The sequence below is a fragment of the Bacillus sp. JJ722 genome, from assembly GCF_036963345.1.
GTDB lineage: Bacteria > Bacillota > Bacilli > Bacillales > DSM-1321 > Bacillus_AD.
Genome location: NZ_JBALMO010000042.1, coordinates 76,682 through 91,833, shown reverse-complemented (window position 1 = coordinate 91,833; position 15,152 = coordinate 76,682). Strand labels below are relative to the sequence as shown.

At 44.1% G+C, this 15,152-nt stretch carries 18 protein-coding genes; all 18 read right to left on the bottom strand.

Annotated features, from left to right (window positions below; translation table 11 throughout):
* The coding region (locus V7014_RS07430) for a phage tail protein (protein WP_335505727.1) at positions 1 to 1,802 on the bottom strand (1,802 nt) is incomplete at its 3' end.
* Between the two features lie 344 nt (positions 1,803 to 2,146).
* Positions 2,147 to 2,548: a phage tail assembly chaperone gene (locus V7014_RS07425; RefSeq protein WP_335505725.1), complete on the bottom strand. Its 402-nt coding sequence runs from the start codon at positions 2,546 to 2,548 to the stop codon at positions 2,147 to 2,149.
* A gap of 55 nt (positions 2,549 to 2,603) precedes the next feature.
* The gene (locus V7014_RS07420; protein WP_335505723.1) at positions 2,604 to 3,026 is read right to left on the bottom strand and encodes a phage tail tube protein; all 423 of its coding nucleotides are present in this window, start codon (positions 3,024 to 3,026) and stop codon (positions 2,604 to 2,606) included.
* A gap of 16 nt (positions 3,027 to 3,042) precedes the next feature.
* Entirely contained in the window at positions 3,043 to 4,122 is a 1,080-nt protein-coding gene (locus V7014_RS07415; RefSeq protein WP_335505721.1) for a phage tail sheath subtilisin-like domain-containing protein, read from the bottom strand.
* Between the two features lie 4 nt (positions 4,123 to 4,126).
* Positions 4,127 to 4,615, bottom strand: a complete 489-nt coding sequence (locus tag V7014_RS07410) for a hypothetical protein (RefSeq protein ID WP_335505720.1) — start codon at positions 4,613 to 4,615, stop codon at positions 4,127 to 4,129.
* Between the two features lies 1 nt (position 4,616).
* Positions 4,617 to 5,018, bottom strand: a complete 402-nt coding sequence (locus tag V7014_RS07405) for a hypothetical protein (protein WP_335505718.1) — start codon at positions 5,016 to 5,018, stop codon at positions 4,617 to 4,619.
* Positions 5,018 to 5,335: a hypothetical protein gene (locus tag V7014_RS07400; protein WP_335505716.1), complete on the bottom strand. Its 318-nt coding sequence runs from the start codon at positions 5,333 to 5,335 to the stop codon at positions 5,018 to 5,020. Before V7014_RS07400 ends, V7014_RS07405 begins: the two co-directional genes overlap by 1 nt.
* Positions 5,336 to 5,725 carry a hypothetical protein gene (locus V7014_RS07395; RefSeq protein WP_335505714.1) on the bottom strand — a complete coding sequence of 130 codons (390 nt, stop codon included), beginning with the start codon at positions 5,723 to 5,725 and terminating at the stop codon, positions 5,336 to 5,338.
* 17 nt (positions 5,726 to 5,742) lie between these two features.
* On the bottom strand, positions 5,743 to 5,958 hold the full coding sequence (locus V7014_RS07390) for a hypothetical protein (protein ID WP_335505713.1): 216 nt from the start codon (positions 5,956 to 5,958) through the stop codon (positions 5,743 to 5,745).
* A gap of 2 nt (positions 5,959 to 5,960) precedes the next feature.
* Positions 5,961 to 7,052 (bottom strand): SU10 major capsid protein, encoded by a 1,092-nt coding sequence (locus V7014_RS07385; RefSeq protein ID WP_335505711.1) that lies wholly within the window; start codon positions 7,050 to 7,052, stop codon positions 5,961 to 5,963.
* A gap of 67 nt (positions 7,053 to 7,119) precedes the next feature.
* Entirely contained in the window at positions 7,120 to 7,809 is a 690-nt protein-coding gene (locus tag V7014_RS07380) for a phage scaffolding protein (protein WP_335505709.1), read from the bottom strand.
* A 133-nt stretch (positions 7,810 to 7,942) separates the two neighbouring features.
* Entirely contained in the window at positions 7,943 to 9,079 is a 1,137-nt protein-coding gene (locus V7014_RS07375) for a right-handed parallel beta-helix repeat-containing protein (RefSeq protein WP_335505736.1), read from the bottom strand.
* A 26-nt stretch (positions 9,080 to 9,105) separates the two neighbouring features.
* Positions 9,106 to 10,404: an SGNH/GDSL hydrolase family protein gene (locus tag V7014_RS07370; protein WP_335505708.1), complete on the bottom strand. Its 1,299-nt coding sequence runs from the start codon at positions 10,402 to 10,404 to the stop codon at positions 9,106 to 9,108.
* Positions 10,401 to 10,643 (bottom strand): hypothetical protein, encoded by a 243-nt coding sequence (locus tag V7014_RS07365; protein ID WP_335505706.1) that lies wholly within the window; start codon positions 10,641 to 10,643, stop codon positions 10,401 to 10,403. The genes V7014_RS07370 and V7014_RS07365 overlap by 4 nt, the downstream gene beginning before the upstream one ends.
* 17 nt (positions 10,644 to 10,660) lie before the next feature.
* Positions 10,661 to 11,482, bottom strand: coding sequence for a phage minor capsid protein (locus V7014_RS07360; protein WP_335505705.1), 822 nt, complete (start codon positions 11,480 to 11,482; stop codon positions 10,661 to 10,663).
* A complete protein-coding gene (locus V7014_RS07355; RefSeq protein ID WP_438824889.1) occupies positions 11,451 to 12,929 on the bottom strand; it encodes a portal protein in 1,479 nt (492 codons plus the stop codon). Before V7014_RS07355 ends, V7014_RS07360 begins: the two co-directional genes overlap by 32 nt.
* Positions 12,930 to 13,100: 171 nt before the next feature.
* On the bottom strand, positions 13,101 to 13,373 hold the full coding sequence (locus tag V7014_RS07350) for a DUF2829 domain-containing protein (protein ID WP_335505701.1): 273 nt from the start codon (positions 13,371 to 13,373) through the stop codon (positions 13,101 to 13,103).
* A gap of 17 nt (positions 13,374 to 13,390) precedes the next feature.
* On the bottom strand, positions 13,391 to 15,133 hold the full coding sequence (gene terL, locus V7014_RS07345; RefSeq protein WP_335505699.1) for a phage terminase large subunit: 1,743 nt from the start codon (positions 15,131 to 15,133) through the stop codon (positions 13,391 to 13,393).
* Between the last annotated feature and the right edge of the window lie 19 nt (positions 15,134 to 15,152).

The window sequence follows — 15,152 nt, the reverse complement described above, 5'->3', positions numbered from 1 at the left end:
GCGAAACTTACGCTGACTGAACCATTACCTCCACGAGTGTAATCGCGATTCTCCTTCGCTGTTAGGACACGTTCGCCTTTGTGTAGCGTATATGGTTTACCGTCGTAAGGTACTAGACGCTCACCGTGGAATGCGTGCTTGCCTGATTTGCTCGGCTTGCCCGTATCGGCAACCATCTTAATAACGCCCGATCCGATTTTAGTTATCCATTCAGGCGGCTTAAATTTCGAAATCATATCTTTTAGGCTACCGAACCAGTCAGCTACCGTCGAAATCTTATCTCCTAGCCACTCAAACGCACTACCTATCAAATCAAGCACCGGCTTTAAGGCTTCGAAAGCTCCCTTAAATAAGCCTGTTAGGAATATCGCGAAAGGCTTTAAAATTGTGTCCCACACTTGTTTCAGAATGGCGAAAGTAATACCGAATGCTTGACCTAGTAGTTGTAAGATTGGTCCGATGATGCTCCACGCCGTCTGGAAAGCTTGCATCATGAAATTAACTGCGGGCATGATGATGTTATTAAAAACCATTATGGCGATGTCACCTAAAATACTAAAAGCAGTACCAATCCCGCTTAGTATCGGCTGAGCTATTGACCAAAGCGTAGAAAAAACATTAATAAGAATATCTTTCGCGAGGGTAAAAGCGTTAAGGAACATATCAATACCGGGCTTCATTTCGGCAAACTTTGTTAACAGAGCGACTTTAAATTCTTCGAATTTCTGCTTAACCGTATCTACGAAAGTTACGATTTGATAGATTTGATCCGCAGAAAATCCTAATCGCGAAAGTATGTTGGCGCCGCCCGTTGTATCTCCGCTAACTAACGCGAAAATACCTTTGACCGCACCGACTATCTTATCGACTGCGGCTCGGAACGTTTCGCTCTCCTGGTACGCCTCTTTAAAGCCGAGTACAAGTGCTGTTATGCCCATTGCTACTAAACCGAGTGGCGAAAGTAAGAATCCTACTGCCGCACCTAGCGCGCTAAATGCTGCGGAGGCAGTTACTATTGTTAATACAACTGTTCCAAATACAGCAATTACCGGAAGCAAAGGTTTTAACGAGGCTATCGCATCTTTAATTACTGTAAATGCGTTTGTTATTCCGTTAAAGGCTCCTTCGTCAAATTTTGTGATTAACCACTCAAGACCTTTCGAAATTGGTGCTAGCATCGGTTCGCCCATTTTCGCGAACAGCAGTGAGGTCTGCTCTTTGACTTGCTGCCACTTCCCGATTGCCGTATCGCCCATTTTTGTGATTAAATTCTCGGTCATTCCGACTTTATTAAAATACTTATCTAATGATTCTAACTGCTCCTCTAGTGACAAGTTTTTAATATCTTTCATAACGCTTCGTGGCATTTCAAATCGTTCGACCATAGAAACGGCATCGCCAGAGAATAACTCTCTTAACGCGAAAACAGCCCCTTCTGTTCCTTGTGCCGGATCCATAGCTGCCATTCGTTCCGCCAAGCTCCACATTTTTTCTAGTTGCTTCATATCTTTTGAAACCGTGATAAATGACTTAGAGTTTCCGTACATAGATTGCGAATCTAGTACCGGAGAATCTGCGGCAATTTTATCCATTAGATTCATATATTGTTCCGATAATTTCTTATCATCGAACATTGCACCAATTGTCACGGCTGACTGCTCACGTTTTGCCGCGTTGCCTATAGTAGAACTAAACAGCTTTTCGGCTGCCTGTACGCTTGCATATGTCGCGACCAAACCGAGTAATCCTGACTGTAAATTATGAATATTGCTGTTTGCCGCCCCTGCGTTTCGCCCTAGCATCGCGAAACTATTTCCTGCTCTGTTACTTTCCGCTACAAATCGACCCATCGAGTCTCTTAGTCGTCCGGTACTATCACGCGTATAATTGGCAGCCTTATCCATTTCACTCATACTGCGCGTAACTTTACGAAGCTTTGACGTAAAATTATCTTGCAAGTTTAGGCGCGCAACTAGATTAATAGCCATCCGTTAATTACCTCCTTTCTTGCGTTCTTCAGCCGCCAATTCGTCTGACGCGTACATAAACTTTCTAAATCGCCAAGGCTTCGCATAAACCTCGTCAGGCGGGATGTCGTGATTTTGAAATACCAAGTGCAGATACCAAGCCTCACCCCCCGCCCTAATTAGTTTTTTACTGCTTCAATTTCGTCCTCATCGTCGTCAAATCCGCTCGCTGTCAAAATAGCGTGAGATAGTTTCGCGACCTCGCCCGCCAATAACGCTTTTTGTACGCAATCCGCCGCGTCAACTGCGCCATAGTGTTTAAGTAATTTTGCGTCCGAAAAATCGGGATTTACGCAAGATGTAGCGATTAACAAGCGTCCTAATTCCTCTTCGTTCGTTTGCTTTTTTCGCTGGTTTCCTTTGCCGACATAATAAGTACATTGCTCCTTAAGGTCGTCGATGTCCTCACCGCTCAGCCCTTTAACGCGAAAGTGCGTGCCTAACCGCTTAATAAATACTTCCTCTTCAACGTCCGTACTTGCGCCAAGTAGCGCGTCCAATGCATTAATAGTTTCGCTCATATTCGTCATCCTTTCGTTTATAAAGGCGAGCAAGTGCCCGCCGTGAATTTTTTTTTTAATCCAAGAACTCAAATTTCGAAAATGTGAATGGCGTTTCTTCTTCTACGATTGCTCCATGTTCGTAGTTAAGCAACGGAATAGTATCAAACTGCACACCCTTCAAGCGCACTCGCTGTCCATGCTCTCGTGCTTCCGGATCGTCGATAACCATAATAAGCTCTGTTATAAACGCTCCTTTCGTGTCGTCCGCAATACTAGCAATCTTACGTAGTAGCTTATTCGTCATCTTAAAGCCCGTCATAGTTCCCGTTCCTTTTAGAGTAGTAGACTTCGAACCTAACCAACGCGAACCTGCTATTGGTACATCTTCTTTGCCGATTTCGACGTTCGCTTCGGCTTTAGTCACGTTAGTCATCCACTCGCCGTCATGTATCATTTTTCCGAACGCGCCATGTAGCGTTTTACTTGCATCCATCATCTATAAATCACCGTCCTTATACGTTAATTGATAAGAAAATCCGTTCCATCGAATCTACTTCTGTGTACGCGACGTCAATAAAAACGCTGTCGCCCTCACTTTTGCGTTGCGGATCAAGCCTAACCGCCGGCTCCATTAACACGTTGTTAATTTCGAGTTGTTCAAGATACGCTTTAATTGAACTAATCAAGGACATCTGCCCGTCTGGATTGTTGTCGATTTTTCCAATATAGTTATCGCATGCTGTCGCCGAAATGTCGGTCGCTACCGCCTGCCTTGCGCGTACTAAACGAATCTTTCCGCGCTTCTGTTCGTTAGACTTCGTAACGATACCTTGCTCGACTTTAACTTTGCGCCCGTCATGTACAAGCACAAGTGAACCGCTTGTTAATGCCGCCTTAATCTCACTGTTTCTCAAGCGCTTAGTCACATCTACTACCGGAATATCCGCGTAAGTAATCGACTTATTAATCGGTGTACCTGCGATAAGCCCCGCGATATAAGATGCAAATTCAGCCGAAGATAGCTCACTACCATCCGATAGCTCGACGCCCGAAATCAAGTTGACCACGTATAAATCAGCCAGTCGAACTGATCGCGCGTTACCTACTTCGGGGTCTTGATCTTCCGCCTCTGTGCCGCCGAATACCGTCATGTAGTGTTTGCCTTCTTCGCGATTACGTTTACACCATGCAAGCGTTGCGTCCTGCTCAGACGCGCTTACTTCGCCGGGAAAAACGAACACATTGAACGGACGGGCTTCGAAAGCGTCGCGCAAATCAATGAATTGCTTTTCGGTTGACTCCGGTACTTGTGAAGCCGGAACAGCGTACGCTAATACCTCTTTCGCGCCGCCCGAAAGCACGCGCAAAACTGCGTCGTTATGCTCCGTGCCGAGTACGTCCGTAGCTTCCTTTTCGTTTTCGAATGTGTAAAACTTGCCGGCTGTTGCCGTTGCGGGATAGTTAAAAATTGGAATCCCTACGATGCCGCGCGCTCCTCCTGTGATTTGCGCAAGTGCTGCTTCGATAAAATTAATGTAAATACCTGGACGTATCGGTAGGGAAGTTACGTCCCACGTTCCGCCATTGCTCATATAATCACTCCTTTAAATTCTTGTTACACGGCGCTTGTGTCTCCGTGTCGATGACATCCACAATTACGTTTTCAATCTTTTCGGAATCTGGTTGCGGTCTAAGTTCGCGTAAATTCACTTCTAACATTCCGATGATTGCGTGTACGCCTGTCGTTTCCGTTTTGAACGATTGCGACAAAGAAAAAGACCCGATACGTAAGTACCGAGTCGTTCCTTTTATATGAATCATTTGCGCGTGATTAAACTGCTGCTCTAACGGAGCCATTTTTCGCAAGCAATCAGCGCCACTTGTGCCGAAATATACGATTTGGAAAGTGCGGTCAAGACGATAACTTACGCCCGTCTCCGAAACGCCTTTACCTGTCGCGAAATCAATCGCAAGCTCGCCCGCTTTGTAGGCTTCCGGCATATTTTGCAAATGAAACTTAACGCCCGTAATATGCGGCGCTACGAAATCGCGAATACTCGTAATTTCATTCGTTATGTCCGCCAACTTACCACCCCTCTCCTTCTAGTTCTTCAAGAACCTCTTCCTCAAGCCATCGCTGCCACTTCTCTTCGTCCGCCGATTTGTCTAGGAATTGCTTTTCTGTGCCAGGCGTCCGCAAGTTCCTGCCACCTGCGTCAAGCTCGTGAATATAATAACCGTAGTTAAATCCGTCTTGCTTCGCGTTAGCTGTAACGACTACGGACGTATTGAGCGCCTGCCCTTCGAGTTCACCTTGAATCTGCTTACGTAAATTACTCGTATCTAACGGAGCAATATCGCGCGCCTCTTTGACCCAATCGTCCTTAATGTCGTCAAGTGCACGCCTTGCTCCTTTGCCGACCGCCTGTGGAGAACGTTGTAATAAAACTGAAAGTCCGCGTGTATCTAGCGAAAAACTCTTCGCCATTATATGAACACCTCCGTCAGCCACGGCTTGCCGCCGATATTACGCACAGTTGCAATCCGAATAGGTGAACGACTGATAGTAATATTTAACTCGTTCGTGTATTCGATTGTGTCTCCGTATCGTATATCCGCCAGCTTGTCGAAAAGTATGCTCGCGCCAGCAACGACTTCATCGCCGAATTGGTTCTGCACAAGCTTCGATTCTTCGTCAACGCGACATTTGAGCGTGAATGTGTCGATTGTGCCGCCTTCGCCCCATTCGTCAGGCTCGTTTTTTCGCGTGATTATAACGGTTTGTTTTAATGGTAAAACCGCCATTTACAACACCGTCCATTTAACGGACTTGCCCGTCGAAAGCTCGGTAATTCCGTTTTCTTCTTTGACTAGGTCAACGACTTCATCCGGCACAAGTTCGTCGAGTCCCTTTTTCGCCCAATCCTTAAAGGTGAACGAAATCCCCTTAACGCTAAATGATGCGACGCCCTGTTGCTGTAATTTATTCGTATCATTGAACGCGCTCGCTAGCACCGCCGCGAAAAGGTAAACGGCTTCGTCTGGTATTTTGTACCCGTTGAATTTTCGCGTAAGTGTTCGGCTTGCTACGTTAAGAATCGCTGTTTTGCGCGTATCATCCGCGTCAAGAAAGTCCTCGTTATCGAGCGTATTGAGCGTTATATATTCGGTCGCTTCTGTTAAATCAAACGCCATAAGCGCTCACCTCCGTTTTATTTTGCGGAGGCAGTCGCTTTCTTGGCTGGCGCTTTCGGCTTAGTCGGCGCTTCCTCCGCTTTTTCTTCTTCAACTTTTATCGCGTCAGCTAATCCGTCGAGCACGGCGATTACTTTCGCGTCAGTAGTCGAAAAGCTACCGCCATAAAAAGCGTGTAGCTGTCCGTCTACATAAAATTTAAGCTCTGGGTACTTAGATTCATATACCGCCATGCTTAGTTAGCTCCTTTGATACGTGCGTGCGCTGACTCTTGTAGGAACTCAAGCGTGTACTCGCCGACTAACATACCTTGTAAGTAGTCACCTTTCTTGCCAAGATACTCATGCGCGAAATCACGACCTTGTAACGGTTTAATCGCGATACGATTCTTATCTACGATCAGGATTTCGTCCGGCGCTAAGTTTTCGTTAATAGAAACAGGGAACTCGCCAAAGTCCGTCACGATTCCGTTTACAAGAGTACCCCTCTTGTCGTCGTTTCGTTCGTAGCGAACTTGATTATCTACGAAACTATTAATTACGCGCTTCTGCTTTGATGGAGTGATAATTTCATAGTTACCGCCTGTCGCGAATCCACCTTTCGAGTAGATAGATTGTAAAGAATCGTTAAGATTCGTCATATTTAGTACGGCTCCAGCTAAGTCAGTTACGTTCGATTTAACTAAGTTACGAACGCCGTCCATTTGACGAACCGTACCGTTTTCGTACTTAATTCCGTTGATGATTGCTTTCTCAAGTTGCAACGCTAACTCTAACTGCTTCTTCTGCTTTTCATATTCGTACATATCATCAATACCATATTGCGAAACTGCCGCCGCCGTACCGCTGATTTCCACAGTATCGTCGAAGATTTGCGTAAGGTTAGCCTTTCTTACGCGCTTTTTGTAACGCCCTTCCCTAGCGTCGCGCCCCTCTTGACCTTCGACAAACTGCACTTCGATTTTAGCGCCATCTGTAACGGCTGCCGCTGTGGTATTGGCGTATCCTCGCGTAACTGTTAGCGTTTTGCTTGTCACGTTAACCGCCGTAACAAGCAATAATTCTTCGCCGATTTTTACGACTTGGTTAGGTCGGAATGGTTCCGCGTTTACTACGACAATTGATGTATCTGTAACTGCTTTTGCTCCCGCTACCTTCGACTCATCCGCGAACATTTCATCCTCAAAATGCACGTGTTCAACTTGCGATACTGGCGTACTAAAGCCAACCATCGCCAAGAACGGCGTTTGATGCGGATTTAATAAAAGCAATTGATCCTGGACTGATTCGCGTTTACCGATTAATTCACCTGATAAAATTTTAGACATACGTTATACCTCCGTAATTTTAGTAGTTTTATTGCATTAAAAAAGCCATCGCTTTATTTGCGATAGCCTATAAATTAAGTTCTCGTTTAAGTTTTGCGTATGCTGCTCGGTCTTCGTTGCGCCCACTAATGCGCGCCTTTTCCGCAGCTTCTCGTAGTAATTGTTCTGCCGTTTTGTCTGCGCGATCAACATTTCCGTTTGTGCTTTCGCCAATTTGCTTCGGCTGTTTCTTCGCGACTAAGAACGGTTTATTTTCAACAAGCGATTTTACAGCGTCGGTCATTCCGACCACTTTGCCTTCCTCGACTTTAACTTGCGATAAATCAGCGAGGGCAAATGCGTCATCAATATACGCTATGTTTTCGCCTGTAGCTGCCTTAATAAATTCATTGCGGATTTTCTCCGCCTTGTTTAACGACTCGGCTTCTTCCAGCTTCTTCATTAACGCCTGCTCTGCCGTTTCTTTCGTTTGTAGTTGCGCTTGTAACTTTTCCAGCTCGGTCATTTCCGCTGTTTTGCGTTCTTGCTCCGCCGTTTCATACTCCGCGAGCTTCGCTTTAATGTCGCCATAGTCCGCGTATTTACTTTTAACGCGTCCCTTTTCTTTGCCAATTAACGCGTTAAGTTCGTCTTGCGTCATAGTTACCGTTTTAGGTTGCGATACTTCTTCCGTTGTTTGATCCGGTTCATCATTCGTAACCTCTTCGCTTTCTTCCGCGAAATACTGTAAGTTTAATCGTAATAATTCGTTATTCATATTGTTCTCCTCCGTTTACCCGCCGTCGCGCATTGATTCCGAAAGTTTATCGCGCCATTTCGTAAGGCATGAGAAAAGCACCCATAAAATATAGGTACTTAGTAATAATGCTTCCATCTATAGAATTTATCGTCTATATACATATCCCTAGAGTCTCGTATATTAACGATTCTGTGTCACTGATTACCGAAAAATCATTGCCAAAAAGAAGGTTTAGATTAGAATCTGCAGTCTCTTTGAATATATTTTTTCTTATTGTGAGTTCATTTCTATCGGTTATTTTAAAATCATAAACGTATATTCCATAAGGAGCTGAATTTACTAATGGGTGTAAAATGTTATTATCAATAATAACATCGGTAACGGTCGCCGTGATAAAAATACCAGTATACATAACCTTAAATACAATATTATCTTGTATTGTTATTTTTTGAATCTTGTAACTTTTTTTCGTTTCATCATTATTTGAGGCAATATTAAAGCCACGTAAAGAATCGTAGACTATATTATCGCGAAAGGTTATGTCTGTTAATGTTCCCCCTGATTCAGCACCAGTTGAAAACCCTACTCCTGTCGGAATCGTAACATTATTTTCGTAGACGTCAATATTATAAGAAGTTCTTGAAAAAGCATCAATATATATTCCACATCGAACGCCCCCAACAACTTCGCATCCATGAATAGAACCGTTTCTTGAGCCATCTTTAGCATCAATACTTTCTTTATAACAATCAATAACTTTACAATTTTTTACTTCAAATCCATTTACATTGTTAATAGAAATACCCTCATGACCTAATTCTTTACACGCTCTAATAACAGTACAATTTTCAATTGTTATATTTTCTCCAAGCATTACATGAACACCTGAACCGTTTGTATCTCCTGTTTTGCAATTCTTGATAGTAATATTTTTGTGAATTGGCTCATCGGACTCAAAGTGGCTTATGCCAATTCCCATAGCATGAGAATTTATCACGTGTAAGCCTTCAATAATCCAATGGCTCTTTTGGTTTAAATCGATTAAAGCTCCCCAACTTTTATTTCCATTCCAAGTTATTCCTGTACCATCAATAATTGGAGTGTGGCTAGGATAATTTTTTAGTCTGATTGGGTTGTCTTTCATACCAGATTTAGAAAGTTTAACTCTTTCGTTGTAAACCCCGTCTTTCACATAAACCGTATCACCCGCGGAAATGAAGTTCATCGAATGTCCTATAGTTTTAAATGGATTCTTAGCAGTCCCCTCATTACTGTCACTACCGTTAATACCATCTACATAAAATGAACTTCCTACTAAAAACTAGATTGTATTTTCGCTGAAACTCTCCTAGCTACAATTTCCCTCGATTCTAAAGAAAAATGAGCACCATCTGGTAGATATTGAGTCCAGTTTGTAGCATTTATTCCACCTTCATAATACAAATCTAATACAGGTATCTTAAATTCTCTTCCTAACTCATGTGTAGCATCTATATACTCTGGAAGTGTTTTGTTTAATGGTTTATCAATTTGTAAAGTGTCACTTGTCTCAGTAAATGGTGCTACAACACCTCTAAATGGAGACGTCATAAGTAATACTTTTATCTTTGGATTCTTTTTCAATAGTTTATCGTAAAAATATCTGAATCCACCTTTAAACATATTAAAATCCTTTAAGTTATCGGGGTTTTCTATTTTAGTGTTATAATTTGTCCAGTCGTTTGAGCCATGACATATTGCAACATAATCAACATACTGCCAATTTATTGATTTTAAAGTATTTAAAGACTGTTTAAATGTAGATGGTAGTTCAGGGTGTTCTACTATTTTTGTATCTTGCAACGCCCAGTTACCTGTTTCTATGCTATCAGCTAACGAATGTATACAAAACGCATCGTATTCAGCATTAGGGTGTGTACTCATTCGGGTAGCGCCAAAGCCAGCGTTATACGCTGTTACCCCTAATATCGTTGAGAGTAGCGACGGTATTCCATCACCTTGAAAATTGCCAATATTACTATCACCAAACATTACGATTTTCTTATTTTTAAAAAAACTCTCTTCCGCTTTAACTCTTAATTTAGGGATAGTAATATATGTTGCTGTTTCATTTGGATCAACCATCTTTTCAGGTTGATTAAACCCTTCTCCCGTTGTCATCTTTGCATTAAAGACAATAAACGCTGTGGTCGATGGTGTTTGTATTTCTTTTGTTGTATTATTATAAACTAAACCAAATGACGTTTGAGCGCCGATTTTTTTAGTAGAATCGAATAATATATAATTCCAAGAACCGTATTTACAAGATAAAATGTATTTTTTATTAGGTTCAACCGGAATAAATGTTGAGTGTGTCCAATCGGCTAAAGCATTCGGACTACCATTAGTACTCATTACGTTTCCTTTTTCAGACCAAGTAATACCGCTCAGATAGTTAGTAGGTATGAAGTTAGGGTCAGGTAATTCTTTAGCAAACGTTGTTTTTTCAGGTATAATAGAATTATTTTCTAGTACCGGAGTCACTTGTACGTCTCCGAGCTTATCGGGAAGTGAGCCGTTTACAGTTTTTACCTGCCCTCCCCCAACTTGATTCCCATACTTATATCCGCTCATTTATACACATCCCTTACGTAACCTCTATATGCACCCGTTGCGGTAACTTCAATTTCTGAAAATGGGTCTATTTCTTCGTCAAAAACCTCACCGGGACCTAAAATGAAAGTAAACTTACCTGCAGTAAATGTTAAGTTACTTGTCCCGTCGTTAATAATGAGCAACTCTTCGTAAACTCCCGTTAACTTAATCGGTTTACTCGTTGTTCCGCTAAACCCTTCTCGCGCCCTTTTCGGCATTAATAAAACCTCCCCTTTTATGCTCGTTCCGGCTTCCTAACCGGGGATACTACGTGCTTGCAATTCGGATGGAAAATCTCTCGTCGCGATAAATTCCCGATGTACGGATAATCGCCGGGTGCGTCCGGCACTAACTTGACAATTTTACCTTCCCATTTCGCGCAAGCATCTTTCGCGCTGTGGCTCGATATAACTCCGTAATACACACCGCGACCAACCGCTTCATTTATCGTTGATTCCCGATGCGCCTCCATCATTTTCGTTCGCACGACCATTTCCGCGTATACTTCTGGTCGCCATCTTCGCCCACTAGCGTCAATAATCCCCGTCTTTGTCGCGCTATCTAATCGCTTCAATATCTCGCGCGTAAGTGAAGCTGTACCGTTAACGCCCTTTGCGTTCTTTGAGCGCAATACTTCCGCTGTTACTTGGCGAATTGTGATACGTACTTTCCTATCGACATTCTGCGTAACCTTAAGCAAGTCGTCCTGAGTGTCCGCGACGATTACCTTAATAAGCTCGCGATTAAGCTTGTTAAACTTTACGATGTTGCGCGCTTCTTCGATTGTTGGCGCAAGACCTAGCGAAACAAGCGTATACGCAACGCCGTCCTCTGCTGCTTTCGGCAAATAGACGTCCGTCCAGCTCGCCGTATTGCCGTTAAGCTCCGTCAGTATCTTCTTAATTTCCGCCAATGTAGCTACGACTTGCGCGCGCTCAAAGTCCGAAGTATTCAGTCGTAATAGTTCCCGCTCGATATCGCGCATAGCCTTTTCGTAATACTCGCGCAAAATGGCAACGTCATAATCATAGTTCGGTGTCGGTATCTGCTTCGTCATTTGTCTCACCGCCTACTTCGTTAAATGTCGTACCATCGACGAAGCCGCTCGCTGACTTTTCGTCTTCTTCTATACGCGCAATAACTTCGACTGCCTTTTCGTCGTCTACCGAATCGAGACGTTTAATTGCGCCTTGCACGTCAATCGTAGGCTTTCCGCCAGTACGCACACTCATTATCTCGGCTTCTTCTTTAGCGTTCTTAGGAATGCCGTCCTGCCAGTTAATCGTCGGATATACCGCCTTAAACTTCGCACCACCCTCCGCAATATCTAGCAATTGGCACGAATACAACGCATCGCGTAAAGCCTTGTCGTAGTGCGTTCGAATGCGTTTCACCTTCGACAGAATCGGCATGAAACGCGCTTTAATCGAGCCACTGTCCGTATGTGACGTTCCTGTTCCGCCGGCATTGGCTCCGAGTACAGTTCCGAATAACCATTGTGGCGTTTCCGACTTCTGAAAGACTAGCGATATATGCATTTCGAGTTGCTTAAATGCGCTATCGAGTTGCCCATTCCACGTCATGTAGCCCGGTGTCGCGTCCTCTTTTGTTACTGGTATATACTTTCCGCCCCACTGAATAGCTGCGTTACCATTTCCTTCAATCTCTGGGCCGTATACAGTCGGGTCGCTGTGTTTCATCAAGATGAAATCAATTGCTACAACGCGATCATTAATCGCAGCCAATAACGATTCTAACTTCTCAATTCCGCCGATGCCTTCCCAACTATCATCAACCGACTTATACGGAATGTGATGAACGAGCAAATGTGGCACGCCTGTCTCTACGAGGTCATCTTCGCGACCAGTAGCCACTCTTTCGCCGATTGTATATGTTTGTAACGGATAGCCGTACGAATTATCTACGCCACCCTCAAACTCATGAAGGCGATAGCGTTCGTAAATTATAAAGCCAGGCAAATGTCGCTCAACGTTTAGGAACGGCACTTCGGACTTTTTCGTTACGACGTATTCGACCGTACAAATATTGACCGCCTTGAATTTCTTCACATTACCGCGCGAAGTCTCTGGAAACACGCAATCAGCCGCAACATGTTCGATGATAGGCTCCATTTTCGCGTCTGTCGGCTCGCTTAATCCGAGCTTTCTCAGCTCGCTATAATCTTCGCGATAGCCGTAGCGTACTTTAATCCATGAATCGCCCCGATAGCCATTACCGACGCAACTTTCGTGGATTAGCTGAATCAGATCGTTTTCCTCAACGTAACTATTTAGCGCTTTTTGTTCGTCGCTATCATCTGGCAAGCCCGACTCAAAGCTCGGAAGCTCTCCGACTAGTAAATCGGCGGGCTTCGTCGCGATAATGTCCGCCAAGTTTACCGCGATATACAGTTTCTTGAGTTGTGGCGCGTGTGGTGTATCTTTTAACAGCTCGGTCGCGCGTTCATATACTTCGATTTGCTTGCCCTGGAACGTTTTCTTCATTCGCTTGTACTTCGATAGCCGTTCACGGTCTTTGGCGGGCGGAAACTGTTCGCCAGGCTGAAACGAGTTATATTCGTATACGACCGACGCGCCGTCCGTTTCATTCTTCTTTCGCGTAAGTCCGCTTAATCCGAACACTCGAACGCCTCCTCTCTATTTGTTTACGTTCAGTTAATCGTTAATTTCCCAATCTTCAGCCAAGACGTCGTTAATTGACGGAACCCACATAGCGTGAGAGCCGTTCACCATTTTAATTTGTAGATAAGGCTCGCACTTGAATAAATCACCTTCGTTTAACCCCCATGCTTCTGCTGTTTGCTTGTTACATGGAATTCCTTGTGGGTATCCTTTTTGATAGACTACAAACATCCCTTTACCGTTCCACCCATTTCTAGCAATCTTCTTACCTTCTTTTAACGATTCAATCGCTTTACCAAAGTTCATAGTATATTTCTCCTTTTCTACATCCAAATAGGTTTATTTTGTAATTGTCGTTTCGCTTGCTTCGATACGCTAATAGCAATTTCGCAAGAATCGGGTCCGTCATCGTGCGAACCGCTACCATATCGTTCGAACTGCTCTAGCAATAGCGCGTGCTTAGTGCTAAATTGTATTTTCTTCGACTCAATATCGGGCAACATTGCCTCAATACGAAGCTCTTTACGTGATCGTTGGTATATCTTCTTAACGCGATTATGCGCCGGATAGCCGGAGTGATAGAGCGATTCTTTCAATTTGTCAACGAAAAACTCTTGCGCCATCTGCGCCTCTGCGCCGATAACGTCCGGTTGCCACTTCAACGCTTTTTCTACAATAACTTTCATATAAGCGTCGGGATGTAATCGCTCTAAGAACGAATCAATTACGTAGTAGACGCCAGTCTGCTTATGCTTCGCGGTAACAGTTAGCGAAGAATAATCACCACGTGTCGTCTTACCCATCGCGAAATCAACTCCCATAGCAATAACATAGTCACTGTGAGAAAACTTTCTATCCGGATCGGTCTTATCCCAATAGGTAAACTTCGCTGGATTAAAAATCATCGATTCTTCATCGATTGGATTATTTTGATACTCGGTATTGAACGCCTTTGAGCTGTTGTCCCACTTCCAAGTCATCAGTTTCCACAAAGGCTGCACTTCCGCCCATAGAACGACCGCACCTTTATTCATTTCTTCTCGATTAGTCTCATAGAACGTTTTTGCTTCGTCCAAACGTTGTGGATTCTCGCGATCAACATATAGCTCGCGACATTGTTCCCAAAGGTCGCCGCGCTCTGGAGGTTCAACTATTGCGCGATATACTTTCGTCGTAAAATCCGAACGCTTGTAAAGAATGTGCATTAAAAGCGAATCCCAATGGACTGTCGTTCCCATATATACGGTCGCTGTACGCTCCCCTTTCGGATCACCTAACGGCATAACTACCGATTGAAACCATTCGCGCAACTTAGTTCGTTGCTCTTCCGTTGCAGCGTTTGTTTTTGCGTCCTCTAAATCATCGCACACGACTAAATCCGGTCGAGCGCCGTTCCAGTTACGTCCACGAAGCGCTTGTCCGGTCGAAGCCGCTTCTACTTTCGTCAGTTGTCGCTTTGCTCCGTTTTCTCTTGGCTCCCATGCGATAAATTCAGCGTTATTGTCTTTCGGATTTTCTTGCTGCTTAACAGAAAGCAATGGCCCGAAATCTTCGCGCAACTTTTCGTTATGTTTAAGTTGTGTGCCGAGCCATTCTAAGTTAGGCGCCGATACGGACGGCGTTTCCGAAATAATGATGATATATTTACGTTTGCGGTACACAACTTCATGCAACGGAAAAGCCTTTGTTAAATACGATGATTTCGCGTGCGAACGAGGCGCAGCGACTGCGGTCTTAGCGTTAGGCTTAGTCGTTGAAACTTCGTTCATAATGTCGCAAATTTCCTTATGAAACTGTGCTGCATCTTCGCGACGGGTGATATCGAAACCTTCCCAGTTGCCCGCGTTTCCTTCGTTGCACCCCTCGGAAAAATATTCGATAGCAAATTCGAGCAAGTCGCTTTCGCAGCGATGTATGCGTTCTAGACGCGCCAGCTCGCGACACGCCGTTAAGTAGTCCGACATCAAATCAGCATCCATCGCGCCAATGTCCAGGTATTTATCGTCTATTGCCTGCTTATATTCGCGATAAATGGCGATTACTTCCGCACGCTCAGTCGCAGTCAACCACTTTCCGTTTACCCAT

Coding starts and splice junctions, on each gene's coding strand:
- V7014_RS07395 (WP_335505714.1), bottom strand. CDS start 5,725: ATGGCGTTTGATTTAACAGAAGCGACCGAATATATAACGCTCAATACG.
- V7014_RS07350 (WP_335505701.1), bottom strand. CDS start 13,373: ATGAACTTTGGTAAAGCGATTGAATCGTTAAAAGAAGGTAAGAAGATT.
- V7014_RS07415 (WP_335505721.1), bottom strand. CDS start 4,122: ATGAGCAATGGCGGAACGTGGGACGTAACTTCCCTACCGATACGTCCA.
- V7014_RS07370 (WP_335505708.1), bottom strand. CDS start 10,404: ATGAGCGGATATAAGTATGGGAATCAAGTTGGGGGAGGGCAGGTAAAA.
- V7014_RS07355 (WP_438824889.1), bottom strand. CDS start 12,929: ATGAAGAAAACGTTCCAGGGCAAGCAAATCGAAGTATATGAACGCGCG.
- V7014_RS07405 (WP_335505718.1), bottom strand. CDS start 5,018: ATGGCGAAGAGTTTTTCGCTAGATACACGCGGACTTTCAGTTTTATTA.
- V7014_RS07400 (WP_335505716.1), bottom strand. CDS start 5,335: ATGGCGGTTTTACCATTAAAACAAACCGTTATAATCACGCGAAAAAAC.
- V7014_RS07420 (WP_335505723.1), bottom strand. CDS start 3,026: ATGATGGATGCAAGTAAAACGCTACATGGCGCGTTCGGAAAAATGATA.
- V7014_RS07425 (WP_335505725.1), bottom strand. CDS start 2,548: ATGAGCGAAACTATTAATGCATTGGACGCGCTACTTGGCGCAAGTACG.
- V7014_RS07385 (WP_335505711.1), bottom strand. CDS start 7,052: ATGTCTAAAATTTTATCAGGTGAATTAATCGGTAAACGCGAATCAGTC.
- V7014_RS07360 (WP_335505705.1), bottom strand. CDS start 11,482: ATGACGAAGCAGATACCGACACCGAACTATGATTATGACGTTGCCATT.
- V7014_RS07380 (WP_335505709.1), bottom strand. CDS start 7,809: ATGAATAACGAATTATTACGATTAAACTTACAGTATTTCGCGGAAGAA.
- V7014_RS07365 (WP_335505706.1), bottom strand. CDS start 10,643: ATGCCGAAAAGGGCGCGAGAAGGGTTTAGCGGAACAACGAGTAAACCG.
- V7014_RS07390 (WP_335505713.1), bottom strand. CDS start 5,958: ATGGCGGTATATGAATCTAAGTACCCAGAGCTTAAATTTTATGTAGAC.